The sequence below is a fragment of the Streptococcus australis genome (assembly GCF_019930045.1).
Classification (GTDB): Bacteria; Bacillota; Bacilli; order Lactobacillales; family Streptococcaceae; genus Streptococcus; species Streptococcus australis_D.
In genome coordinates this window covers 1-20,151 of sequence record NZ_JAHZQQ010000038.1, presented here as the reverse complement: position 1 = coordinate 20,151, position 20,151 = coordinate 1, and the positions used below count along the sequence as shown (strand labels likewise).

At 39.2% G+C, this 20,151-nt stretch carries 18 protein-coding genes and 1 other annotated feature; of the genes, 7 read left to right on the top strand and 11 right to left on the bottom strand.

Annotation, left to right across the window (positions count from 1 at the left end; genetic code table 11):
• Positions 1-85 precede the first annotated feature (85 nt).
• Both mnmA and apf read right to left on the bottom strand, forming a co-directional pair.
• A complete protein-coding gene (gene mnmA, locus K1J10_RS07765; protein WP_223356587.1) occupies positions 86-1,207 on the bottom strand; it encodes a tRNA 2-thiouridine(34) synthase MnmA in 1,122 nt (373 codons plus the stop codon).
• 204 nt (positions 1,208-1,411) lie between these two features.
• Complete coding sequence (apf, locus tag K1J10_RS07760) at positions 1,412-1,954, bottom strand: aggregation-promoting factor (protein ID WP_195324267.1); 543 nt, start codon at positions 1,952-1,954, stop codon at positions 1,412-1,414.
• A 230-nt stretch (positions 1,955-2,184) separates the two neighbouring features.
• Between apf and sdaAB the strand changes: the two genes are divergently transcribed.
• The 3 genes from sdaAB to K1J10_RS07745 are packed head-to-tail and all read left to right on the top strand — an operon-like array spanning position 2,185 to position 4,368.
• Entirely contained in the window at positions 2,185-2,856 is a 672-nt protein-coding gene (gene sdaAB / locus K1J10_RS07755) for an L-serine ammonia-lyase, iron-sulfur-dependent subunit beta (protein WP_006595350.1), read from the top strand.
• A 9-nt stretch (positions 2,857-2,865) separates the two neighbouring features.
• Positions 2,866-3,738 (top strand): L-serine ammonia-lyase, iron-sulfur-dependent, subunit alpha, encoded by an 873-nt coding sequence (sdaAA, locus tag K1J10_RS07750; protein WP_223356584.1) that lies wholly within the window; start codon positions 2,866-2,868, stop codon positions 3,736-3,738.
• A gap of 3 nt (positions 3,739-3,741) precedes the next feature.
• Positions 3,742-4,368 (top strand): HAD hydrolase-like protein, encoded by a 627-nt coding sequence (locus K1J10_RS07745; RefSeq protein WP_006595348.1) that lies wholly within the window; start codon positions 3,742-3,744, stop codon positions 4,366-4,368.
• A gap of 166 nt (positions 4,369-4,534) precedes the next feature.
• Here the strand turns inward: K1J10_RS07745 and K1J10_RS07740 are convergent, their stop codons facing one another.
• From K1J10_RS07740 to yfmF, 7 genes are all read right to left on the bottom strand, one after another.
• Positions 4,535-5,179, bottom strand: coding sequence for a LysM peptidoglycan-binding domain-containing protein (locus K1J10_RS07740; RefSeq protein ID WP_223356581.1), 645 nt, complete (start codon positions 5,177-5,179; stop codon positions 4,535-4,537).
• A 171-nt stretch (positions 5,180-5,350) separates the two neighbouring features.
• Positions 5,351-6,145: an energy-coupling factor transporter transmembrane component T family protein gene (locus K1J10_RS07735; RefSeq protein ID WP_223356580.1), complete on the bottom strand. Its 795-nt coding sequence runs from the start codon at positions 6,143-6,145 to the stop codon at positions 5,351-5,353.
• Positions 6,138-6,980: an energy-coupling factor ABC transporter ATP-binding protein gene (locus tag K1J10_RS07730; RefSeq protein ID WP_048690995.1), complete on the bottom strand. Its 843-nt coding sequence runs from the start codon at positions 6,978-6,980 to the stop codon at positions 6,138-6,140. The genes K1J10_RS07735 and K1J10_RS07730 overlap by 8 nt, the downstream gene beginning before the upstream one ends.
• On the bottom strand, positions 6,965-7,792 hold the full coding sequence (locus K1J10_RS07725) for an energy-coupling factor ABC transporter ATP-binding protein (RefSeq protein ID WP_006595344.1): 828 nt from the start codon (positions 7,790-7,792) through the stop codon (positions 6,965-6,967). Before K1J10_RS07725 ends, K1J10_RS07730 begins: the two co-directional genes overlap by 16 nt.
• Complete coding sequence (gene pgsA / locus K1J10_RS07720; protein ID WP_006595343.1) at positions 7,793-8,332, bottom strand: CDP-diacylglycerol--glycerol-3-phosphate 3-phosphatidyltransferase; 540 nt, start codon at positions 8,330-8,332, stop codon at positions 7,793-7,795.
• A 96-nt stretch (positions 8,333-8,428) separates the two neighbouring features.
• Positions 8,429-9,715 (bottom strand): EF-P 5-aminopentanol modification-associated protein YfmH, encoded by a 1,287-nt coding sequence (gene yfmH / locus K1J10_RS07715; RefSeq protein ID WP_223356577.1) that lies wholly within the window; start codon positions 9,713-9,715, stop codon positions 8,429-8,431.
• The gene (gene yfmF, locus K1J10_RS07710) at positions 9,712-10,962 is read right to left on the bottom strand and encodes an EF-P 5-aminopentanol modification-associated protein YfmF (protein ID WP_223356574.1); all 1,251 of its coding nucleotides are present in this window, start codon (positions 10,960-10,962) and stop codon (positions 9,712-9,714) included. The genes yfmH and yfmF overlap by 4 nt, the downstream gene beginning before the upstream one ends.
• Before the next feature lie 152 nt (positions 10,963-11,114).
• Here yfmF and yaaA point away from each other — a divergent pair, with 152 nt between their 5' ends.
• Both yaaA and recF read left to right on the top strand, forming a co-directional pair.
• Positions 11,115-11,486 (top strand): S4 domain-containing protein YaaA, encoded by a 372-nt coding sequence (gene yaaA / locus K1J10_RS07705; RefSeq protein ID WP_156677012.1) that lies wholly within the window; start codon positions 11,115-11,117, stop codon positions 11,484-11,486.
• Position 11,487: 1 nt separating this feature from the next.
• On the top strand, positions 11,488-12,576 hold the full coding sequence (gene recF, locus K1J10_RS07700) for a DNA replication/repair protein RecF (RefSeq protein ID WP_223356572.1): 1,089 nt from the start codon (positions 11,488-11,490) through the stop codon (positions 12,574-12,576).
• Positions 12,577-12,657: 81 nt separating this feature from the next.
• Here the strand turns inward: recF and guaB are convergent, their stop codons facing one another.
• Positions 12,658-14,139 carry an IMP dehydrogenase gene (gene guaB, locus K1J10_RS07695; RefSeq protein ID WP_048691005.1) on the bottom strand — a complete coding sequence of 494 codons (1,482 nt, stop codon included), beginning with the start codon at positions 14,137-14,139 and terminating at the stop codon, positions 12,658-12,660.
• Between the two features lie 166 nt (positions 14,140-14,305).
• Entirely contained in the window at positions 14,306-15,331 is a 1,026-nt protein-coding gene (trpS, locus tag K1J10_RS07690) for a tryptophan--tRNA ligase (protein ID WP_125335159.1), read from the bottom strand.
• A 51-nt stretch (positions 15,332-15,382) separates the two neighbouring features.
• Positions 15,383-15,608, bottom strand: a binding site (T-box leader).
• Between the two features lie 143 nt (positions 15,609-15,751).
• Here trpS and K1J10_RS07685 point away from each other — a divergent pair.
• Both K1J10_RS07685 and K1J10_RS07680 read left to right on the top strand, forming a co-directional pair.
• Entirely contained in the window at positions 15,752-17,374 is a 1,623-nt protein-coding gene (locus K1J10_RS07685; RefSeq protein WP_223356570.1) for an ATP-binding cassette domain-containing protein, read from the top strand.
• 62 nt (positions 17,375-17,436) lie between these two features.
• The gene (locus tag K1J10_RS07680; RefSeq protein WP_263285406.1) at positions 17,437-20,025 is read left to right on the top strand and encodes a YfhO family protein; all 2,589 of its coding nucleotides are present in this window, start codon (positions 17,437-17,439) and stop codon (positions 20,023-20,025) included.
• Positions 20,026-20,151: the final 126 nt, after the last annotated feature.

Below are 20,151 nucleotides of genomic sequence, written 5' to 3'. Positions count from 1 at the left end.
CTAGCTCAAACAGCTGGAAGAACACTCGCTTAATCAGAGGAATGACTTTGTTGCACTTGACTTGACAATTGGGGAATTTGTCAATTTAAATATATTGACAAACTTTTCCATCCCGATAAGCATTGTCAATCAAGCCACCACCGAGACACTCTTCACCATCGTAAAAGACAACAGCCTGACCTGGCGTAATAGCCCGTTGAGGTTCTGCAAAAATCACCTCAACCTTGTCACCCTTGACATGAACCGTCACCTTGGAATCTGGCTGGCGATAGCGGAACTTAGCTGTACACTCTAGTGTAAACTCTTCCGGCATATCCCGTGTAAAGTGAACTTGACTAGCTTGTAAACTTGTTGACATCAGTGCTTCATGATAGAAGCCTTGACCGACATACAGAATATTTTGACTCAGATCTTTACCAACGACAAACCATGGGGCATTGTCTCCACCTTGTTGGCCACCAATTCCAAGACCACCCCGCTGACCGATTGTGTAATACATCAAACCGGCATGTTCGCCCATATCCCGTCCATCTACGGTCATCATTCGGCCTGGTTGGGCAGGGAGGTAGTTCCCTAGAAACTCTTTGAAATTCTTTTCTCCAATAAAGCAGATCCCAGTGGAATCTTTCTTTTTAGCTGTTGCCAATCCAGCCTCTTCAGCCAACCGGCGAACCTCAGGCTTTTCTAAATGGCCTAACGGGAACATGGTTTTCTGAAGTTGTTCTTGTGACAACTGGCTTAGGAAATAAGTTTGATCCTTCCCATTGTCAACACCGCGTAACATATGGACAATACCATCTTCATCACGCGCCACGCGCGCATAGTGCCCTGTCGCTACATAATCTGCTCCGAGTGTCATGGCATAATCTAAGAAGGCCTTAAATTTGATTTCCTTATTACACATGACATCCGGATTTGGTGTACGGCCTGCACGGTATTCTGCAAGGAAGTATTCAAAGACACGATCCCAGTATTCTTTCTCAAAGTTGACAGAATAGTAAGGAATGCCAATTTGATCTGCAACTGCTGCTACATCCTTGTAATCTTCCGTAGCTGTACAGACGCCATTTTCGTCTGTGTCGTCCCAGTTTTTCATGAAGATGCCAATGACATCGTAACCCTGTTGTTTTAACAACAAAGCTGTTACAGATGAATCGACACCGCCACTCATACCAACAACAATACGTGTTTTCGAGTTATCACTCATAGGTTTCTCCCATCTTTTCGTTTCTCACGATTGAAGGTCGTGGTTTGCTTTAACGATTGAAGGTCGTTTTGAGCATTATCAATTGTAACACGCTTTATAGTAGAAAACAAGCATCTTGCCATCCTTCTTATTGGCTATTGTATCTATATGTTTACAAGTCTGTAAATCAAAAAAGAGTCCAATTGCTGAACTCTTTCATCTACTTTAATACCAGCCATTGGCCAGCCAGTAGTTTTTAGCCGCCGACCATGATCCATATCGGTTTACAACATATTGATTGGCTACTTTTTCCTGATTTTCTGGTGACAAGTCACCGTTTAAATAAGAAAGGGACAACTGGTAACGACCATAATATTGGCCATTTTGTGCCGTGTAACTGCCACTTGATTCTTTCTGGGCAATCCATTCTTTAGCCGCTGCATCTTCGGCACTCAAGCCATCTGAAGTAGATACCGTAGTTGTTGCTTGTGTAGTGGTAGGTTTACTAGTGCTAGCTTTCTCTGTAGAATTAGTTGTTGCCTTCTCATCTTCAATCTCTAGAACTTGACCAACTGTAATGAGGTTAACATTGCTAATCTTATTTTTCTGAGCAATCGCATCAACCGTTGTATTCTTCTCTTTAGCAATAGCTGATAAGGTATCACCTGACTTTACAGTGTAAGATTCTGCACTGGCAAGGACGGGAATAAACATTCCTGATAATAAGCTCAATCCGATTACACGTTTTACAAAGATTTTTTTATTCATGGTTTTACACTCCTTTTCTGTATGTTCTTTATCTTACAGAAGAAATGTTTCAGAAACTTTATGAAATCACGTCAAATGTTTCAATAATATGTTAGCAAGAATAAAAAACACCTCAAATAAACTAGTTTTAAGTATCTTTTAAGTTTAAAACAAAATTTCCCTCTCAAATAGAAGAAAACATGCCCCAGATTTGTTATAATGAAAGAAAAGAAACCCTAAGGAGCTGACTGATGAATTCGCTTAAATTCCAATCCGTATTTGATATTATTGGACCGGTTATGATTGGACCTTCTAGTAGCCACACAGCAGGAGCTGTTCGTATTGGAAAAATTGTCTCTTCTATTTTTGGAGAGGATCCGACAGAAGTTGAATTTCAGTTGTTTAATTCCTTTGCCAAAACCTATCGCGGTCACGGGACAGACTTGGCCCTTGTAGCTGGTATTTTGGGTATGGACACAGATGATCCAAGAATCCCCAATAGTCTTGAAATTGCCCATGAAAGAGGAATTCGAATCGTCTGGTCTATTCAAAAGGAGAGCAATGCTCCTCATCCAAATACGACGACCATCACGGTGAAAAATGATCACAAAACCATCTCCGTCACAGGAATTTCCATTGGTGGGGGAAACATACAAGTTACCGAGTTAAATGGCTTTGCAATTTCTCTAAACATGAACACCCCAACTATTATTATTGTTCACCAAGACGTTCCTGGGATGATTGCCCATGTGACAGAAGCCCTTTCCCGCTATGATATCAATATCGCCCAAATGAACGTAACCCGTGAAAAAGCCGGTGAAAAGGCTATTATGATTATTGAAGTGGATTCTCGTAATTGTGACGAAGCTATTGAGTTAATCCGTCAAATTCCCCATTTACACAATGTGAATTTCTTTCAATAAGGAGACCCCATGTTTTATTCCATTACCGAACTAGTTGAGCAAGCGACCCTCCACTATGAAGGAAATGTCGCAGAATTAATGATTGCAACTGAGTTTGAACTAACTGGTCGCGAGCGCGAAGAAGTTCTGACTCTTATGACACGAAACCTTGAGGTCATGAAAGAATCCGTTCATCTTGGACTCAATGACCAACTTTCTAGAAGTGGCTTGACCGGAGGAGATGCTGCAAAATTGGATCGCTATATTCGATCTGGAAAAGCCCTCTCCGACTATACTGTCCTAACCGCAGCCAAAAATGCTATCGCTGTCAACGAACACAATGCAAAAATGGGCTTAGTCTGTGCTACTCCCACTGCTGGATCAGCCGGTTGCTTACCTGCTGTTCTTACTTCAGCCATCGAGAAACTCCATTTAGATGAGCACCAACAATTGGAGTTCTTATTAGCAGCAGGAGCCTTTGGCCTGGTTATTGCCAACAATGCATCGATTTCAGGAGCCGAGGGAGGCTGTCAAGCCGAAGTGGGTTCCGCGGCAGCCATGAGTGCAGCTGCCTTGACGTTGGCTGCTGGGGGAAGTCCTTACCAAGCTAGCCAAGCCATTTGTTTCGTCATCAAAAATATGCTAGGCTTAATTTGTGATCCCGTTGCAGGACTGGTAGAGGTTCCTTGTGTCAAACGAAATGCTATGGGTGCAAGCTATGCCTATATTGCAGCGGATATGGCTCTAGCAGGAATTGAATCCAAAATCCCTGTCGATGAGGTCATTGACGCTATGTATCAAGTTGGATCTAGCCTACCAACTGCCTTTAGAGAAACGGCTGAAGGAGGTCTAGCAGCAACTCCAACTGGGAAACGCCTACAGCAAGGAATATTTGGAGACTAACCTATGAAGTACATATTTTTCGACTTGGATGGGACTTTAGTCGATAGTTCCGAAGGAATTGAAACCACCTTTCTACACACTTTCAAACTGCTAGGAGTTCCTGCTCCTGATAAAGAGACTATTCGAACCTTTATGGGACCTCCACTCGAAGTTACATTTACAAACCATCTTCCAAAAGAACTGGTCACAAAAGCTGTAGAAATCTATCGCACCTATTACAAAGAAACTGGCCAACAACAAACCTATCTCTACCCAGGTATCAAAGAACTCCTTCAACAATTGAAGGAATTGGGTTATCACTTATTCATCACCACCTCTAAGAATCAGGAAGTGAGTCTCGAAATAGCCCATTCACTAGGAATTAGTGATTGCTTTGAAGGGATTTATGGTTCTACCCCAGGATCTATGCACAAATCTGATATCATTCAGCGTGTACTAGTGGATCATCAAATTCCAAAAGAGGAAGCTTGCATCGTTGGGGATACTAAATTTGATATCATTGGAGGAAAAACCATTGGTATTCACACAATTGCAGTCAGTTGGGGGTTTGCACCTCTAGAGCAATTAAAAGAGGAAACTCCCGATACCATCGTAGATTCCCCCCTAGCTTTACTGACTCATTTAAGTTAATAAAAGAGGTTTACAAATTTGTAAACCTCTTTTATGTACGAAATAACGCTTGTGTAAGAGTATCCATGGTTCAGCAAGGTTGACTGACACAGTCATTTTTCTTTACATCACTTTCCAATCCTTGTCAAGGTAAGAAACAAAATAAAAAGAGCGTTTCCCCTCTTTTTTAGTATCCCCAAGCTGAAAGTCCTTGGTATGAATAGGCATTATAAGCCGCTTGGATTTGATCATCAACTGTAGCAGTTGAACCCCAACCTGGCATTGTTTGGAAAAGACCACTAGCTCCAGATGGATTTGCTGCGTTCACTTGACCATTTGATTCGCGGGCAATAATGGCTTCCCAAGTTGATGCAGGAACACCTGTCATTTCAGCCATTCGAGCTGCTGCATAGGATCCAGTTTCTCCAGCAGTATTCCCATTAGCAAGTACAATCCCATTTCCAGAATTCGTAACAACAGGTGCTGCATTATAAGTAGCATTAGCAGTAGTTGTTGTCGAAGCCGCTACTTGATTTGTCGAAGCCTCGACTCCAGGTTCCTGACTTACTGTGGCAGTATTCACTTTGTTGATCAATGAGTTTGAACGTTCACCCAACTCAATAATTTGACCAGCGTGGATCAAATCTTGATTGCTGATTTGATTCAATTCAACAAGCTTTTCGATAGTAGTGTTATTCTTAATCGCAATTTCTGATAAAGTATCACCATTTTTCACTTCGTATGTTTCAGCATTCACTACCACACCAGAAACAAAAAGTGAAAGAGCTGAGATAATAGAAGTTAATGTCCATTGGACTTTTTTTGTGTTCATCAATACATTCTCCTTTCGAACATAATACTATCTTACACATTAAATGTTACAGTTAGTTATAATTTATGTTACAAAGGTTACAAAATCATGTATTTTTCATGCAAAAAACGCTATAAATAGCGTTTTTCTTCATTTTTTTAGAAAAATTCCCCTATATGTAGTGGTGGTATTCTAATATTTCAACCAAAAAATGATAGCACCAACTGCTACTACAGACAGAATAGCTACACTATCTAAGACTTGCCATTTTAACTGCCTATATCGGCTTCTTCCCTCTCCACTTTTATAACCTCTTGCCTCCATGGCAATTGCAAGAGCATCTGCACGTTTAAAACTTGATGCAAACAAGGGAATTAAAATTGGTATAAAAGAGCGGATCTTCTGAAGGAGATTCCCTTCTCCAAAATCAACCCCTCTAGCTCTCTGTGCATTCATAATGCGAATCGTATCATCCATTAGAGTGGGGACGAAACGAAGGCTCATAGACAACATGAGTCCAATTTCATGAGCAGGAACTTTGATGATTTTAAATGGAGTTAACAACTTTTCTACGGCATCTGCTAAGCTTAAGGGCGTTGTTGTCAGTGTTAAAATCGTTGAAAATACAACAATGAGAATAAAACGACAAAAGATCACACCCGCTTGAGCAAGTCCTTTATCCGTTACAGTCAAAAAATAAAATTGAAATAAGGTCTTACCGCCAGTCGTCGCAAACAACTGAAAGAGTGTGGTGAAAGCAATGATAAAGACCATCGATTTCAGGCCATTAATAAAAAAACGGAAGGGGATCTTGGCACTCAAAATCAACGCAAAGGCCAATAAAAACAACAGGGCATTCGTCAACACATTATTGGCCCAAAACAAAATAATAATTAACAAGAAAAGTCCTAGTAACTTTGCCCTTGGATCCATACGATGGAGAATGGAATTACCTGGTACATATCGTCCTAAAATCATACTATTCATGTCCAATTAACTCCTTAAACTCCTGTAAAGTGATTGGTAAAGTTGGCAAAGATAGTCCTTTTTGACGTAAGCGCCAAGCAAATTTCGTCACTTTCGGTACACCTAATTGTATGTTTTCTAATCCTTCTACATCCTGAAATACATCCCTTGGATGCCCAGACCTCACCATTCGTCCTTTTTCCAAAACATAAACAAGATTTGCGTATTCTGCCACATCTTCCATAGAATGACTCACAAGAACGATGGTCATCCCAGCTTGATGAAGTGACGCAAATAGCTTCATTAATTCCCGTCTACCTGACGGATCCAAACCAGCTGTCGGCTCGTCCAAGACCAAAATTTCAGGTTCCATCGCTAAAATGCCTGCAATAGCGACCCGTCTCATTTGCCCTCCAGACAATTCAAAGGGACTCCGTTCAAACAACTCTTCAGAAAGACCGACTAAGCGTAATTTTTCCTTAGCAATGCTCTCAGCTGATTCTTGGTCTACTCCAAAATTTTGAGGCCCAAATGCGACATCTTTTACAACAGTCTCAGCAAAGAGTTGACTTTCTGGAAATTGAAAGACGAGACCCACTTTTTTCCGAAGATCCTTTAGCTCTTTTTGAGAAGACTCAGAACTAATGCGCATATCATTCATTTGCACTTCCCCTCGACTGGGCAAAAGCAAACCATTTAATAATTGAAGGATGGTTGATTTTCCACTTCCAGTATGCCCAATTAGAGCTGTATAAGAACCGCTTGGGATTTCTATATTTACATCAAAAAGAGCCGCTCCTTCAAAAGGAGTACCTTCTTGATAGGTGTAACTAAGCTGTTTTAAAGCAATTCCCATAATAGTTTCTCTAGCTCTCCTTCAGTCTGATAGGTTTCTCCAACTGGAAAACCTTTTTGATGTAACATGCTCCGCAATCGATTGGCGAAAGGTTCTTCTAGTCCTATTTCATCCAGATCATCTCGAGAAAAGAGTTCTCTTGGAGTCAGATCCAAGGTCGCTTTTCCTTTTTCAAAAAGAATAACCCGATCACTTAGGGAAACTTCCTCTAAATCATGGGTAATAGAAATAACGGTTAACCCATATCGTTCTTTGACTTCTCGAACTGTCCGAATTAGTTCTAGACGCCCTTCAGGATCCAACATACTGGTTGCTTCATCTAAAATGATGATTTTAGGTCGTAAAGCGATAATCCCGGCAATGGCCACTCGTTGCTTTTGTCCACCGGATAACCTAGCGGGTTCTCGATCTTTGAACTCATCCATGCGGACCATCTTCAAAGCTTCGTCTACTCGTTGCACCATTTCATCTCTTGGAATTCCTTGGTTCTCCAACCCAAACGCCACATCATCTTCAACTGTAGCCCCAACAAACTGGTTATCTGGATTCTGGAAAACCATGCCAATCTCACTACGTTTATCCCAAACATTTTCAGGAGTTAACAAATCTCCGGAAATATAGATTTGACCAGATTCCGGTTCCAACAAGCCATCAATCAAGCGGACCACTGTTGATTTACCACTTCCGTTATGTCCAATAATGGATAACCATTCACCATGTTTCACGTGAAACGAAATATCATTTAACTGATGGTTCTCATCTGTTTTTTGGTATTTAAATGTAAGATTTCGAACTTCTATAATATTATTCATTTATCTAAAGGTATCTTTAAAGAGGTAGGCACTGCCTTTAAAGTATTCGTATCCAGAGTAGACTGTAAAGATTAGCGCAACATAAAGCGTAATTTGACCCAATAAGTCCCAATGGAAGAGAAGGAAAATAATGGCAAACATTTGTGAGAAGGTTTTAATTTTTCCAGGCATAGCTGCTGGCAAAACAACTCCTCCTGTTTCAACCAATAACAGACGGAGGCCAGTTACGGCTAATTCACGACAAATTATAACTGCAGTAATCCAAGCCGGAACCATCTTTAATTCAATCATCATGATAAAGGCAGACATGACAAGAAGCTTGTCAGCCATAGGATCAGCAAATTTTCCAAAGTTACTAACAACTTTCCATTTACGAGCTAAATAACCGTCCAAATAATCGGTGATACTAGCAACAGCAAAGACAATAGCTGCTGCTACATGCCAACCATAACCTTTACCAAATATTAGCATCAAAATAAAAATAGGAATAAACACAATTCGAATCAGTGTTAAGGCATTTGGGATATTTTCTTTTTTCATTCTAGTCTCCTTACTAGTTTACATGATCATTTACATCTAATTGACAAAATAAACGTCGATTTAATTCGACAAAAACATCATTCCACTATTATCCCGCTATTTAGGGAAAATGATAAAGTCCGTCATATCACAAGCGTTGACAAAATCTCGCCCAACCTTTACAACATCTTGTAAAGAAATACTCTGTAAAATTTTTGGAAGATCAAATAGATTTTCACCTGTCTCAATTGGATTAAATTGAGTCGCTATATAATCCAAGGAATTCAAACCGTGTAGAAAATCTCCAAACATTTCACTTTTAATCGTATCCAAATGCTCTTGAGTCACATCAGGATCTTTCTCAAAATTCTTAATGGCCGTTCTGAACTGATGGGATATACTAACAGGTTCCGAGGTGTCCATCGTTAACATCACAAAGTGAAACGAAGACTCTACTTCAATTTCTAGTGTCAAGGAGTTGTCAAGTTTACCAACTTCATAAAGTGACTGAAATCGTTTAGATGTCCACCCAAACATCATAGCAAACAATAATTTGAGGATAATCTTATAGCGATACTGGTAAAGAGGAGGAATCTGATTTCTTCCACGAATTCCAATTGCTAATTTCGGTGAAGCAACTTCCATCCGACTTGTCTCATTTTGAACAACTGGATTTAAGTCCACGGGTGAGATATGAGGAAGAGGATTTGAAGAGGTCTTCATCTCAAATTCAGAAACAAGGTTAACAAGACTGTCAAGGTCAAAATTTCCGACAACCACTAGCTGCATATTGGATGGTTGGTAGAAATAATCGAAATTATCCTGTAAACTTTTTTCATCAATTTGGGAGAGAGAAGATACAGTACCTGCAATATCTTGGGCTAAAGGTGTTTCTGGATAGAGATTTGCCAACGCCCTAAAGAATAATTGGTAGTCAGGACTATCTTGGTACATTTCGATCTCTTGTTGAATAATCAATTGTTCCTTCTTTAGAGAATCCTTTGAGAGATGAAGAGATTGTGTCATCTCCAGTAACAATCTCAGATTTTCATTGACATTCGAGGTGGTCGAAAAGAGATAGCTAGTTTGTGTAAAGCTAGTAAAGGCATTACTTTCAGCTCCCAGCTTTACAAAATGCTGTAAATAATCTTGACCGTCTTGATCTTCAAATAATTTATGTTCAAGAAAATGTGCAATCCCTGCTGGAAATTCTTTTATTCCCTCCACTCCATCTACTGTAAATCTTGTGTCAATAGAACCGAATTTAGTAGAAATGATTGCATAGCTTTCATTAAAATCCGCTTTTGGAATTAAATATAACTTCAATCCATTTTGGAGACTTGTCTGATAAACACATTCTCCAACAGCTGGATAATCTATTTTCTCCAAATCTTTCTTTATCATTCTCTTCCTTCCATAAAATAGACCGCTTGCAATTTGAGTGATTTGGCAACAGCCATAATTTCTTCTTTCGTCACCAGTTGAATAGCTTGGATCCAATCATCAATTGACAAGAACTGTTTTCCTAAAATAGAGTGTAAATAAGCTCTTTCAATCAAGGTGCCAGGTCGATCCTGAGACAATTTTGCAGCATTTATAATCATTGCTTTTGTCAAGCGCAGCTCTTCACTTGTAAACTTCCCTCTCTTCAAGTCACTCACTTGACGGCTCATCAGAGTCATTGTTCGGGTTCGATTTTTTCGATCAATCCCCGCATAGATCCGCATAAAATGAGAAAAAATATCAAAATGGCTAGAGATGGTATAAGCCAACCCTTCTTTTTCTCGAATGACTGTAAACAATTTAGAATGAGAGAAAGCCCCCAGTAAACCATTTAAAACAATCAAAGCAAAATGCTCTTTCTCTCCATACTGAACAGGAAAATGATAACCTAACTCTAAAATAGATTGATGAGTATCTCTTTGCTCGAGTCCTTCTCTGACAACATTTGAAAAAGATTGGGCATAAAAAAGATTGACATAAGATTTACGAGGTTGTAAACCAAATTCACTAATCTTTTCAATGACCGCTAGTTCATTGAAATCACCCATAAAGAAAAAGTCAATCAGATTTGTTTGAAGCATTTCTTGAAATGCTTGATAAGCTGACCCTTCATCCTCATTCTGAATCTGCTGGACACTTCCATACTTACTTAGTTTCATATCAGCTTGATCATAAAACAACCGATTCAATTGTTGGTGGGCATAATAATAATGATTTTCAATTTCTGCTTCTAGCTCTGTAATGAGATTTTTTTTCTCTACTGAAAAAGTTTCTGAATGAAAAGAGCCATCTTCTGCAAGAGGAGCATTCAGAGATACCTTTAATAAATCCAACATCTGATCTGTCAAGACATTTTTCTTGCTCAAAAAAGCATCACGGACATAAGATAAATTAATATCAATGTAGTGCATTTGACCGCGTTTTGAAACAGAAGTAGAAAAATTTGCTCCATACAAGTTCGCCAACTGCTCTCTAAATTGCTGTGAAGTTGGGTAAAGTTGATTGGCTGTTTCGATCATGCGTGAGGCTAGAACTCGTCCTGCTATTGTTTCTTCAGAAAGAGGGGCCGAGAACCGCACTTTTATCTCATTGGTCTTAAATTTTTCTGATTTCATAAAATGGATTCGAACACCAGTAACTAATTCCATCGTCATCCTCGTTCTAACAAATATTACTCTTCATTATATCATGAAATCCCAGTAAAATCTTTCCCAGACAGATTAAAAAACGTTTACACTGACTCGCCCTATTTTAGGTTTTTCATCCTTTTGTGGTATAATAACTATCATTGAGGTGAACTATGAACTATAAACTTTTTGATGAATTTATTACACTACAAGCCCTATTTAAAGAACTGGGAATCATTCAAAGCGGTGGAGCTATCAAAGCCTTTTTACACGAGAATCAAGTAGAGGTCAATGGAGAAGTGGAAACCAGAAGAGGACGTAAGTTACGAGTCGGAGATACAATCGAAGTAATTGGTGAGAAGGAAGTTATAACACTGACACAACCTAGTCCAGAAGAGATTGAAGACTATCAAGCGGACAAGCTGGAAAAAGAACGCGTTGCTCAATTAGTGAAGAAATTAAACAAAGAACAAAAACAAAAAAAAGATTCTAAACCTAAAAAAGAAGAGAATAAGCGGAAGCCTGTTCGTTTCCCAGGAACATAATATGTGGCTTAAATCCATACACATTCAGAAATTTCGAAATTATAAAGAAGTAGATCTTCAATTCCACTCTGGTTTGAATATTTTCTTAGGCCAAAATGCTCAAGGAAAAACCAATCTCCTCGAATCCATCTACTTTTTAGCCTTGACCCGCAGCCATCGGACCCGTTCCGATAAAGATCTAATTCATTTTCAAGAGGAACAATTTACTGTTTCAGGGGTCCTAGAAAAAAAGACCGGCTCAATCCCTTTAGAAATTTCTTTATCCTCAAAAGGACGAGTCACTAAAGTAAACCACTTAAAACAAAGCAAGTTATCAACCTATATCGGTAACATGAATGTGGTTCTCTTTGCTCCAGAGGATTTACAACTTGTTAAAGGCTCACCCGCTCTTCGCCGCAAGTTTATTGATATTGATTTAGGCCAGATGAAACCTGTCTATCTATCGGATTTAACAGCTTATCATCATGTTTTAAAGCAGCGAAACAGTTACTTAAAAACGGCAACTACCGTAGACCCAACCTTTTTAGATGTTTTGGATGAGCAATTAGCAGATTATGGTAGCCGGGTCTGCATCCATCGGAAAGATTTTCTTAAAAAATTAGAAGACTTTGGGCAAGAGAAACATTTTGAAATTTCCAATCAAACTGAAAAACTATCTATTCGGTATGATTCCTCCATTCCTTTTCAAGATGAGGAGACACTTCGCCAAACCTTTATCACCTTGCTTCGAGAAAATCGGACAAAAGATCTCATCAAAAAAACAACCAGTGTTGGTCCTCACCGAGATGACATTAGCTTTTACATCAATGATATGAATGCGACTTTTGGTAGCCAAGGGCAGCACCGCAGTGTTGTTCTTTCCTTAAAATTGGCAGAGATTTCATTAATTGAATCCTTGACAAATGAAAAGCCGATTTTACTCTTAGACGATGTCATGAGTGAACTTGACAATAATCGTCAACTACATTTACTAGAAGTTATCTCTCGTGACATCCAAACGTTTATTACAACTACTACTTTAGATCACCTAAAAGACTTGCCTGAAGACTTAAAAATCTTCAATATCCAATCAGGTCAAGTTGACGAATAATTAACAAGGTTGTCAATTTTGATTGACAACCTTTTGACACAATAAAAGTGTGAAATCATAAGATTTCACACTTTTATTTTTTTATTGAACAGAGTAGTTTGGTGCTTCATTGGTAATTTGGACATCGTGTGGGTGGCTTTCTTTCAAACCTGCCCCAGACATTTCAACAAATTGTGCATTTTCGTGCAATTCTTGAAGGTTGGCAGCTCCAACATAGCCCATACCAGAACGGATACCACCAATCATTTGGAAGACGATATCGGCTGCTGAACCCTTATAAGCAACCCGACCTTCGATTCCTTCCGGAACCAATTTGTTGGCTTCATTAACAGAACCTTGGAAGTAGCGGTCACTTGAACCTTTCTTCATTGCTGCAATAGATCCCATACCACGATAAGTCTTGAACTTACGTCCTTGGAAGATTTCAGTTTCACCTGGTGCTTCATCTGTTCCTGCAAACATAGATCCAAGCATGACTGCATGACCACCAGCTGCAAGGGCTTTTACAATATCTCCAGAATACTTGATCCCACCGTCAGCAATGATTGTTTTTCCATATTCACGCGCAACAGCAGCTGCGTCATAGATCGCTGTAACTTGAGGAACTCCGACACCAGCAATCACACGAGTTGTACAGATTGAACCAGGTCCAATCCCTACCTTAACCACGTCAACACCTGCATCATAGAGAGCACGCGCTCCCTCAGCTGTAGCAATATTACCTGCAATCAAGGTGCGATCTGGGAAATGAGCGCGAATTTCAGCGATTTTACGAAGAACACCTGCAGAATGACCATGGGCTGTATCGATGACAATAGCATCCGCACCAGCTTCAAACAATGCTTCCGCACGCTCAAAAGTGTCAGATGTAACTCCGACAGCACCTGCTACTAAAAGACGACCAAATTCATCTTTCGCTGCATTTGGAAACTCAATAACTTTTTCGATATCTTTAATGGTAATCAAACCTGACAAACGACCATTCTCATCTACCAACGGCAATTTTTCAATGCGGTGTTCTTGGAGAATCCGTTCAGCGGTCTCTAAATCAGTACCGACTGGTGCAGTTACTAGATTTTCACTAGTCATATGATTTGAAATTGGTTGATCATAATCAGAAATAAAACGTAAGTCACGGTTGGTCAAAATCCCAACTAGTTTACGATTTTCCAAGGTTTCAACCACAGGTACACCACTGATCCGGTAACGTCCCATAAGTTCGTCTGCCTCAGCAATGGTATGTTCAGGTGTTAAGAAAAATGGGTCAATGATAACGCCGTTTTCAGAGCGTTTTACTTTACGAACTTCATCTGCTTGTTGGGCAATGGACATATTTTTATGAATAACCCCAAGTCCTCCAGCACGGGCAATGGCAATAGCCATTTGGCTTTCAGTAACTGTATCCATCGCAGCTGTGATGATTGGGATATTCAACACAAGGTTATCCGCCAATTTTGTACGAAGATCTGCATCGTTTGGTAATACATGACTTTCAGCTGGAATGAGCAATACATCATCGAAGGTATAACCTTTTTTCAAAAATTTAGTGTCCCAATTTGACATTCCCATTTTCCTCTTTTCTTTCTTTTTGAGCCAAGCTCGTCTTTTTTGATTGATAATATCATACCATTCTACGATAATTTGTCAATCATTTGTACAATATTTCAAAAAGAGGTATTAAAACCTCTTTTGAATCATTTTTTTATTGAATCATCTCAATATCAAGAGCTTACTTGAAATAGTTTAATCCCATAGCAGATTTGACTTGATCAAGCGTTTCTGCTGCAACCGAACGGGCTACTTCACTACCTTTTTGAAGCATATCATAAACTTGACCCATATCTTTAGCAAATTCAATCCGACGTTCGCGAATAGGTCCCAACTCTCTTTCAAGAATCTCTAACAAATAGCGTTTGGTTTTAACATCTCCTAAACCACCCCGTTGGTAATGGTCTTTCATTTCTTGAATGGTCGCTTGATCTTCTTCTTTTCCAAACACATCTAAATAATGGAAAACCATATTTCCTTCAATTTTTCCTGGATCTTCGACACGAATATGCTCAGGATCTGTATACATACTCATGACCTTTTTCTTCAAGGTGTCCATATCATCGGCTAAATAAATACCATTTCCAAGAGATTTAGACATCTTAGCATTCCCATCCAAGCCAGGCAAACGACCCGCGGCCTCATTTTCTGGGAAAATTCCTTCCGGTTCAACCAAGACATCACAATGATAAGCATGGTTAAAAGAACGGACGATTTCACGTGTTTGCTCAATCATGGGCTTTTGGTCTGTCCCAACAGGTACCAGATTGGCTTTAAAGGCGGTAATATCTGCAGCTTGAGAAACAGGATACACCAAGAAACCAGATGGAATAGACTCACCGAACCCTTTTTGGGCAATTTCTGTCTTAACAGTTGGGTTGCGTTCCAAACGTGAAACAGAGACCAAATTCATGTAATACATGGTCAATTCCGCTAGCTCAGGGATTTGACTCTGAATAAAAATGGTTGATTTATTTGGATCTAATCCAGCTGCTAAATAGTCTAGAGCAACGTTTCCGATGGATTCCACAATAGTTTGTGGGTCTTTAGCATGATCCGTTAGGGCTTGCTGATCGGCTAAAAAGACAAACATCTGGTACTTGTCTTCATTTTGCATAAGAACTCGATTCTTTAACGAACCGACATAGTGTCCAATATGAAGCTTCCCAGTCGGGCGATCTCCAGTTAAAATAATAGGCTTGGTCATTTTTCTTCCTCCCTGAAGTACAAAATAAAAGCCCACGCATAGCAAAAACTATGCGAGGGCGTCTGAGACACGGTGCCACCTCACTTAGAACAGCATATGCTGTTCTCTCTGACTCATCACAAATGAGTTGCACATAAGGCCTGCTAGCCGAATCTCTATTGGTTAAGATTCTATTTGAACATCAGTCCATTTCATTCTGTTTCGTTGCTTATTTTCAGCAACCATAAGCTCTCTAAAAAACGAATACAGATTACTCTTCTGATTGCTTTTCATTATATAATGACATCAAAGGAAAGTCAAGTTCTTCACCCTTTTCTACAGACTAAATGACTTCCTCCAACGCATAAGGGTATTCATTGAAAAATCAAGCGTTTTCTAGTAAAATAGGCTTATATAGACAGAAAAAGAGGAGAACTATACGTGCTAACAGTTACAGACGTCTCACTACGTTTTAGTGATCGTAAACTTTTTGATGATGTCAACATCAAATTTACAGAAGGAAATACCTATGGTTTGATTGGGGCCAATGGTGCTGGAAAATCAACCTTTTTAAAAATCTTAGCTGGGGATATTGAACCGACAACTGGTCATATTTCTCTTGGACCAGACGAACGTCTTTCTGTTCTTCGTCAAAATCACTTTGACTACGAAGATGAGCGTGCCATTGATGTCGTTATCATGGGAAATGAAAAACTTTATAGCATCATGAAGGAAAAAGATGCTATCTATATGAAGGAAGATTTTTCAGATGAAGACGGTGTCCGTGCAGCAGAACTCGAAGGAGAATTCGCTGAACTAGGTGGTTGGGAAGCAGAAAGTGAAGCTTCACAACTCCTCCAAAATCTGAATATTCCAGAAGAGCTCCACTACCAAAATATGAGTGAACTAGCAAATGGAGATAAAGTGAAAGTCCTCCTAGCCAAAGCTCTCTTTGGTATACCAGACGTCCTTCTTTTGGACGAGCCGACCAACGGTCTTGATATTCAATCTATTACCTGGTTAGAAGATTTCTTGATTGATTTCGAGAATACCGTTATCGTTGTATCCCACGACCGTCACTTCTTGAATAAAGTATGTACCCACATGGCCGACCTAGACTTTGGAAAAATCAAACTCTATGTTGGTAACTATGATTTCTGGAAAGAATCATCTGAGCTAGCTGCCAAGTTGTTAGCAGACCGGAATGCCAAAGCAGAAGAAAAAATCAAACAATTACAAGAATTTGTGGCTCGTTTCTCTGCCAATGCGTCAAAATCAAAACAGGCAACTTCGCGTAAAAAGATGCTTGACAAGATTCAGTTAGAAGAAATTGTCCCATCTAGCCGAAAATACCCATTTATCAGCTTTAAAGCGGAGCGAGAAATTGGGAATGATCTGTTGACAGTAGAGAACTTATCTGTAAAGATTGACGGTGAAACTATTCTTGACAACATCAGCTTCATCTTACGTCCAGGTGACAAGACAGCTCTTATCGGACAAAACGACATCCAAACAACTGCCTTAATCCGCGCTATTATGGGTGAAATCGAATATGAAGGAACTGTCAAGTGGGGAGTTACAACGAGTCGCTCTTACTTACCAAAAGACAATTCAGCTGACTTTGCAGGTGGCGAGTCAATTCTTGACTGGCTCCGTCAATTCGCAAGTAAAGAAGAAGATGATAATACCTTCCTTCGTGGTTTCCTCGGACGCATGCTCTTTTCTGGAGACGAGGTTAACAAGCCTGTCAACGTCTTGTCAGGGGGAGAAAAAGTGCGCGTGATGCTTTCAAAACTCATGCTTTTGAAGTCAAACGTTCTTGTACTTGACGATCCTACAAATCACTTGGATTTGGAATCTATTTCAAGCTTGAACGATGGATTGAAAAACTTCAAAGAATCAATCATCTTTGCCAGTCACGACCATGAGTTCATTCAAACTCTTGCCAACCATATCATTGTTCTTTCAAAAAATGGTGTCATTGACCGAATTGATGAAACCTATGATGAATTCTTAGAAAACCAAGAAGTTCAGGAAAAAGTTAAAGAACTTTGGAAAGACTAAGAAATCACTCCAAAGAATCAAAAACCCTGAAACCTTTGTTTCAGGGTCTTTCAATAGACTATATGAAATTTAAAAAATATCTATCACACCCCATCATTGTTTACTTTACAGCTTTTTTACTTCCCTTTACAATCTTATTTTTCGTCTACCTCAGTCAAGGTATTTATTGGGGGAGTGAAACTTCTCCTTTATTAGGAGATGGCTTTCATCAATACGTTATTTTCGACGTTACCTTACGAAATATTTTACACGGGACCGACAGCCTCCTATACAGCTTTACAAGTGGGCTCGGCTTAAATTTCTACGCTCTTTCCAGCTATTACTTAGGAAGTTTTCTATCTCCCTTTGTCTTCTTCTTTGACAGTTTATCCATGGTTGATTCTGTCTATCTCTTTACACTAATAAAAATAGGGTTGATTGGGTTGTCAACTTATTATTCCATTAAGGAAATCTATCCTAAACTGCAACAATTGTTGATTCTTTCACTGTCAACTTTGTTTGCGTTAATGAGCTTCTCCATCAGTCAGATTGAAATCAAAACCTGGCTCGATGTCTTCATTTTGGCTCCGCTCATTCTCTTAGGTTTACACCGTTTAATGACTCAAAAGAAGCGCGTTCTCTACTTTACAAGTCTGACCATCCTTTTCATCCAGAATTATTATTTTGGATTTATGATGGCTCTCTTCTTGACATTATGGTATTGTACTCAGCTTTCCTGGGACTTTAAAAAAAGAATATCTTCTTTCTTTGACTTTACAATTGTGTCAATTTTAGCAGGGGTCACTAGCTTGATCATGATTTACCCCACCATATTGGATTTACGAACTCATGGGGAAAACTTTACAAAGATTACAAGAACCTTGACAGAAAATAGTTGGTACTTAGACGTTTTTGCAAAGAATTTAATTGGTAGTTTTGATACAACAAAATATGGGGCTATCCCTATGATCTATGTTGGTCTATTTCCATTCTTACTTGCCTTTCTATTTTTCTTTGTCAAATCGATTCGGTTTCACGTGAAACTAGCATATTTAACCTTATTAGTTATTCTTATTGCAAGTTTCTATTTACAAGCTCTAGATTTATTCTGGCAAGGGATGCATGCTCCTAATATGTTTCTTCACCGTTATGCCTGGCTTTTTTCATTGACTATTTTGTTCATGGCGGCAGAAGCACTAAATCGGTTAAAAGAAATCAATTGGCAACGACTCTGCCTAACTTTCAGTTTAGTTAGCATTGGATTTATCCTCACCTTTCTCTATCGCAAGCATTATCCTTTCTTGACAAGCAGTCATTTTGTCTTGACAATAGAATTCCTTCTTGTATTCTTTACTGTGACACTTGCCTTTACAGTTCGTAAACTTTCTTATCCAATTTTTTCTGCTGTTATTCTCTTCTTCTGTTTGTTTGAAATTAGTGTAAACAGCTATTATCAGATCGATGGGATTGCAAACGAATGGGTATTTGCAGCTCGTTCTTCTTACCAAGGAAAGATTCCAGCAATTGATAAATTGACATCAAGTTTACAGGATGATCAAGAATTTTACCGAACAGAGATTCTCCAACCTCAAACAGGTAATGACAGCATGAAATACAATTTTAGAGGGATCTCCCAGTTTTCATCTGTCAGAAATACAGATACCAGTTCGACCCTGGATAAGCTCGGTTTTAAATCAGATGGAACCAACTTGAACTTGCGCTATCAAAACAATACATTACTAATGGATAGTCTGTTCGGGATCAAATACAATATTTCAGATAGGAATCCCCAAAAGTTTGCTTTTCATAAATTGGAAACGCAAGGAAATCAGACCTTGTATCAAAATGAAAAAGCTCTTTCACTAGCATTTTTAACCGCAAATCCCTACAAGGATATCCCATTTTCTAATCTAACCTTGGATAACCAAAAGAACTTTCTCAATCATCTAACCGGTCAATCGTTGAGTTACTATCAGCGATTACATCCACTGAAAACTGGTGCAGATGATCCTTCTCAAGGGCCTCAGAAAGCTAAAGTTGAAGCAGATAGTTTTCTGACTTATGCCAGTATCGAATATGAGCTCTACGTTCAAAACGATAGTCAACTTTATGTGAACCTTCCTTCTTTAGAATTTGAGAATGAAGATTATACCGATGTGGAGATCATTACGAATGGCCAAGTCAACCGCTATACAACAAACAATGTATTTCCATTCTTTACCATTGGTCACTTTACAGCAGGAGAAACTGTTAAGGTTCGAATTGCCTTCCCTGAAAATTCTACAGTAACCTTCCAAAATCCAGAATTTTTTGCTTTGAACCTTCAAGCCTACCAGGAAGCCTTTGAAAGGTTGCACCGACAAGAAGTTCATGTGCAAACCAAAGGAAATACCGTTACTGCAGATTTTACAGCGGACCACCATACAAGTCTCTTTTTCACCCTTCCTTATGATAAAGGGTGGACAGCGACGATTAATGATCAACCTGTCCCTATTCGAAGGGCTCAAAAAGGATTTATGGCTGTTGATGTCCCTAAAGGAAAAGGACAGGTTGTTCTACAGTTCATACCACATGGGTTAAAAGAAGGAACTATTGCTTTCCTACTCGGAATTCTTTCCTTCGTTTGCTACAATGCTATTCGAAATAAATCTCAGTCCTCAAAAAATCAGTAAATTTGCATCATAAAGAGCCCCATCATTTTGAAGGGGCTCTTATTTTAAACGATAAATTGTAAAATATAGTGCAACAAAAAAACTCATAGCGTTTCATTGGGGTAAACTGTAAGTATTCACACAAAC

Bases quoted from the DNA above. Each gene is read 5' to 3' on its own strand.
- pgsA (WP_006595343.1), bottom strand. From the start codon at position 8,332: ATGAAAAAAGAAAATATCCCAAATGCCTTAACACTGATTCGAATTGTG.
- K1J10_RS07730 (WP_048690995.1), bottom strand. From the start codon at position 6,980: ATGGGAATTGCTTTAAAACAGCTTAGTTACACCTATCAAGAAGGTACT.
- guaB (WP_048691005.1), bottom strand. From the start codon at position 14,139: ATGTCAAATTGGGACACTAAATTTTTGAAAAAAGGTTATACCTTCGAT.
- K1J10_RS07735 (WP_223356580.1), bottom strand. From the start codon at position 6,145: ATGAATAGTATGATTTTAGGACGATATGTACCAGGTAATTCCATTCTC.
- K1J10_RS07725 (WP_006595344.1), bottom strand. From the start codon at position 7,792: ATGAATAATATTATAGAAGTTCGAAATCTTACATTTAAATACCAAAAA.
- apf (WP_195324267.1), bottom strand. From the start codon at position 1,954: ATGAATAAAAAAATCTTTGTAAAACGTGTAATCGGATTGAGCTTATTA.
- K1J10_RS07680 (WP_263285406.1), top strand. From the start codon at position 17,437: ATGAAATTTAAAAAATATCTATCACACCCCATCATTGTTTACTTTACA.
- K1J10_RS07745 (WP_006595348.1), top strand. From the start codon at position 3,742: ATGAAGTACATATTTTTCGACTTGGATGGGACTTTAGTCGATAGTTCC.
- yfmF (WP_223356574.1), bottom strand. From the start codon at position 10,962: ATGGAATTAGTTACTGGTGTTCGAATCCATTTTATGAAATCAGAAAAA.
- recF (WP_223356572.1), top strand. From the start codon at position 11,488: ATGTGGCTTAAATCCATACACATTCAGAAATTTCGAAATTATAAAGAA.
- mnmA (WP_223356587.1), bottom strand. From the start codon at position 1,207: ATGAGTGATAACTCGAAAACACGTATTGTTGTTGGTATGAGTGGCGGT.
- trpS (WP_125335159.1), bottom strand. From the start codon at position 15,331: ATGACCAAGCCTATTATTTTAACTGGAGATCGCCCGACTGGGAAGCTT.
- sdaAB (WP_006595350.1), top strand. From the start codon at position 2,185: ATGAATTCGCTTAAATTCCAATCCGTATTTGATATTATTGGACCGGTT.
- yfmH (WP_223356577.1), bottom strand. From the start codon at position 9,715: ATGATAAAGAAAGATTTGGAGAAAATAGATTATCCAGCTGTTGGAGAA.
- yaaA (WP_156677012.1), top strand. From the start codon at position 11,115: ATGAACTATAAACTTTTTGATGAATTTATTACACTACAAGCCCTATTT.
- sdaAA (WP_223356584.1), top strand. From the start codon at position 2,866: ATGTTTTATTCCATTACCGAACTAGTTGAGCAAGCGACCCTCCACTAT.
- K1J10_RS07740 (WP_223356581.1), bottom strand. From the start codon at position 5,179: ATGAACACAAAAAAAGTCCAATGGACATTAACTTCTATTATCTCAGCT.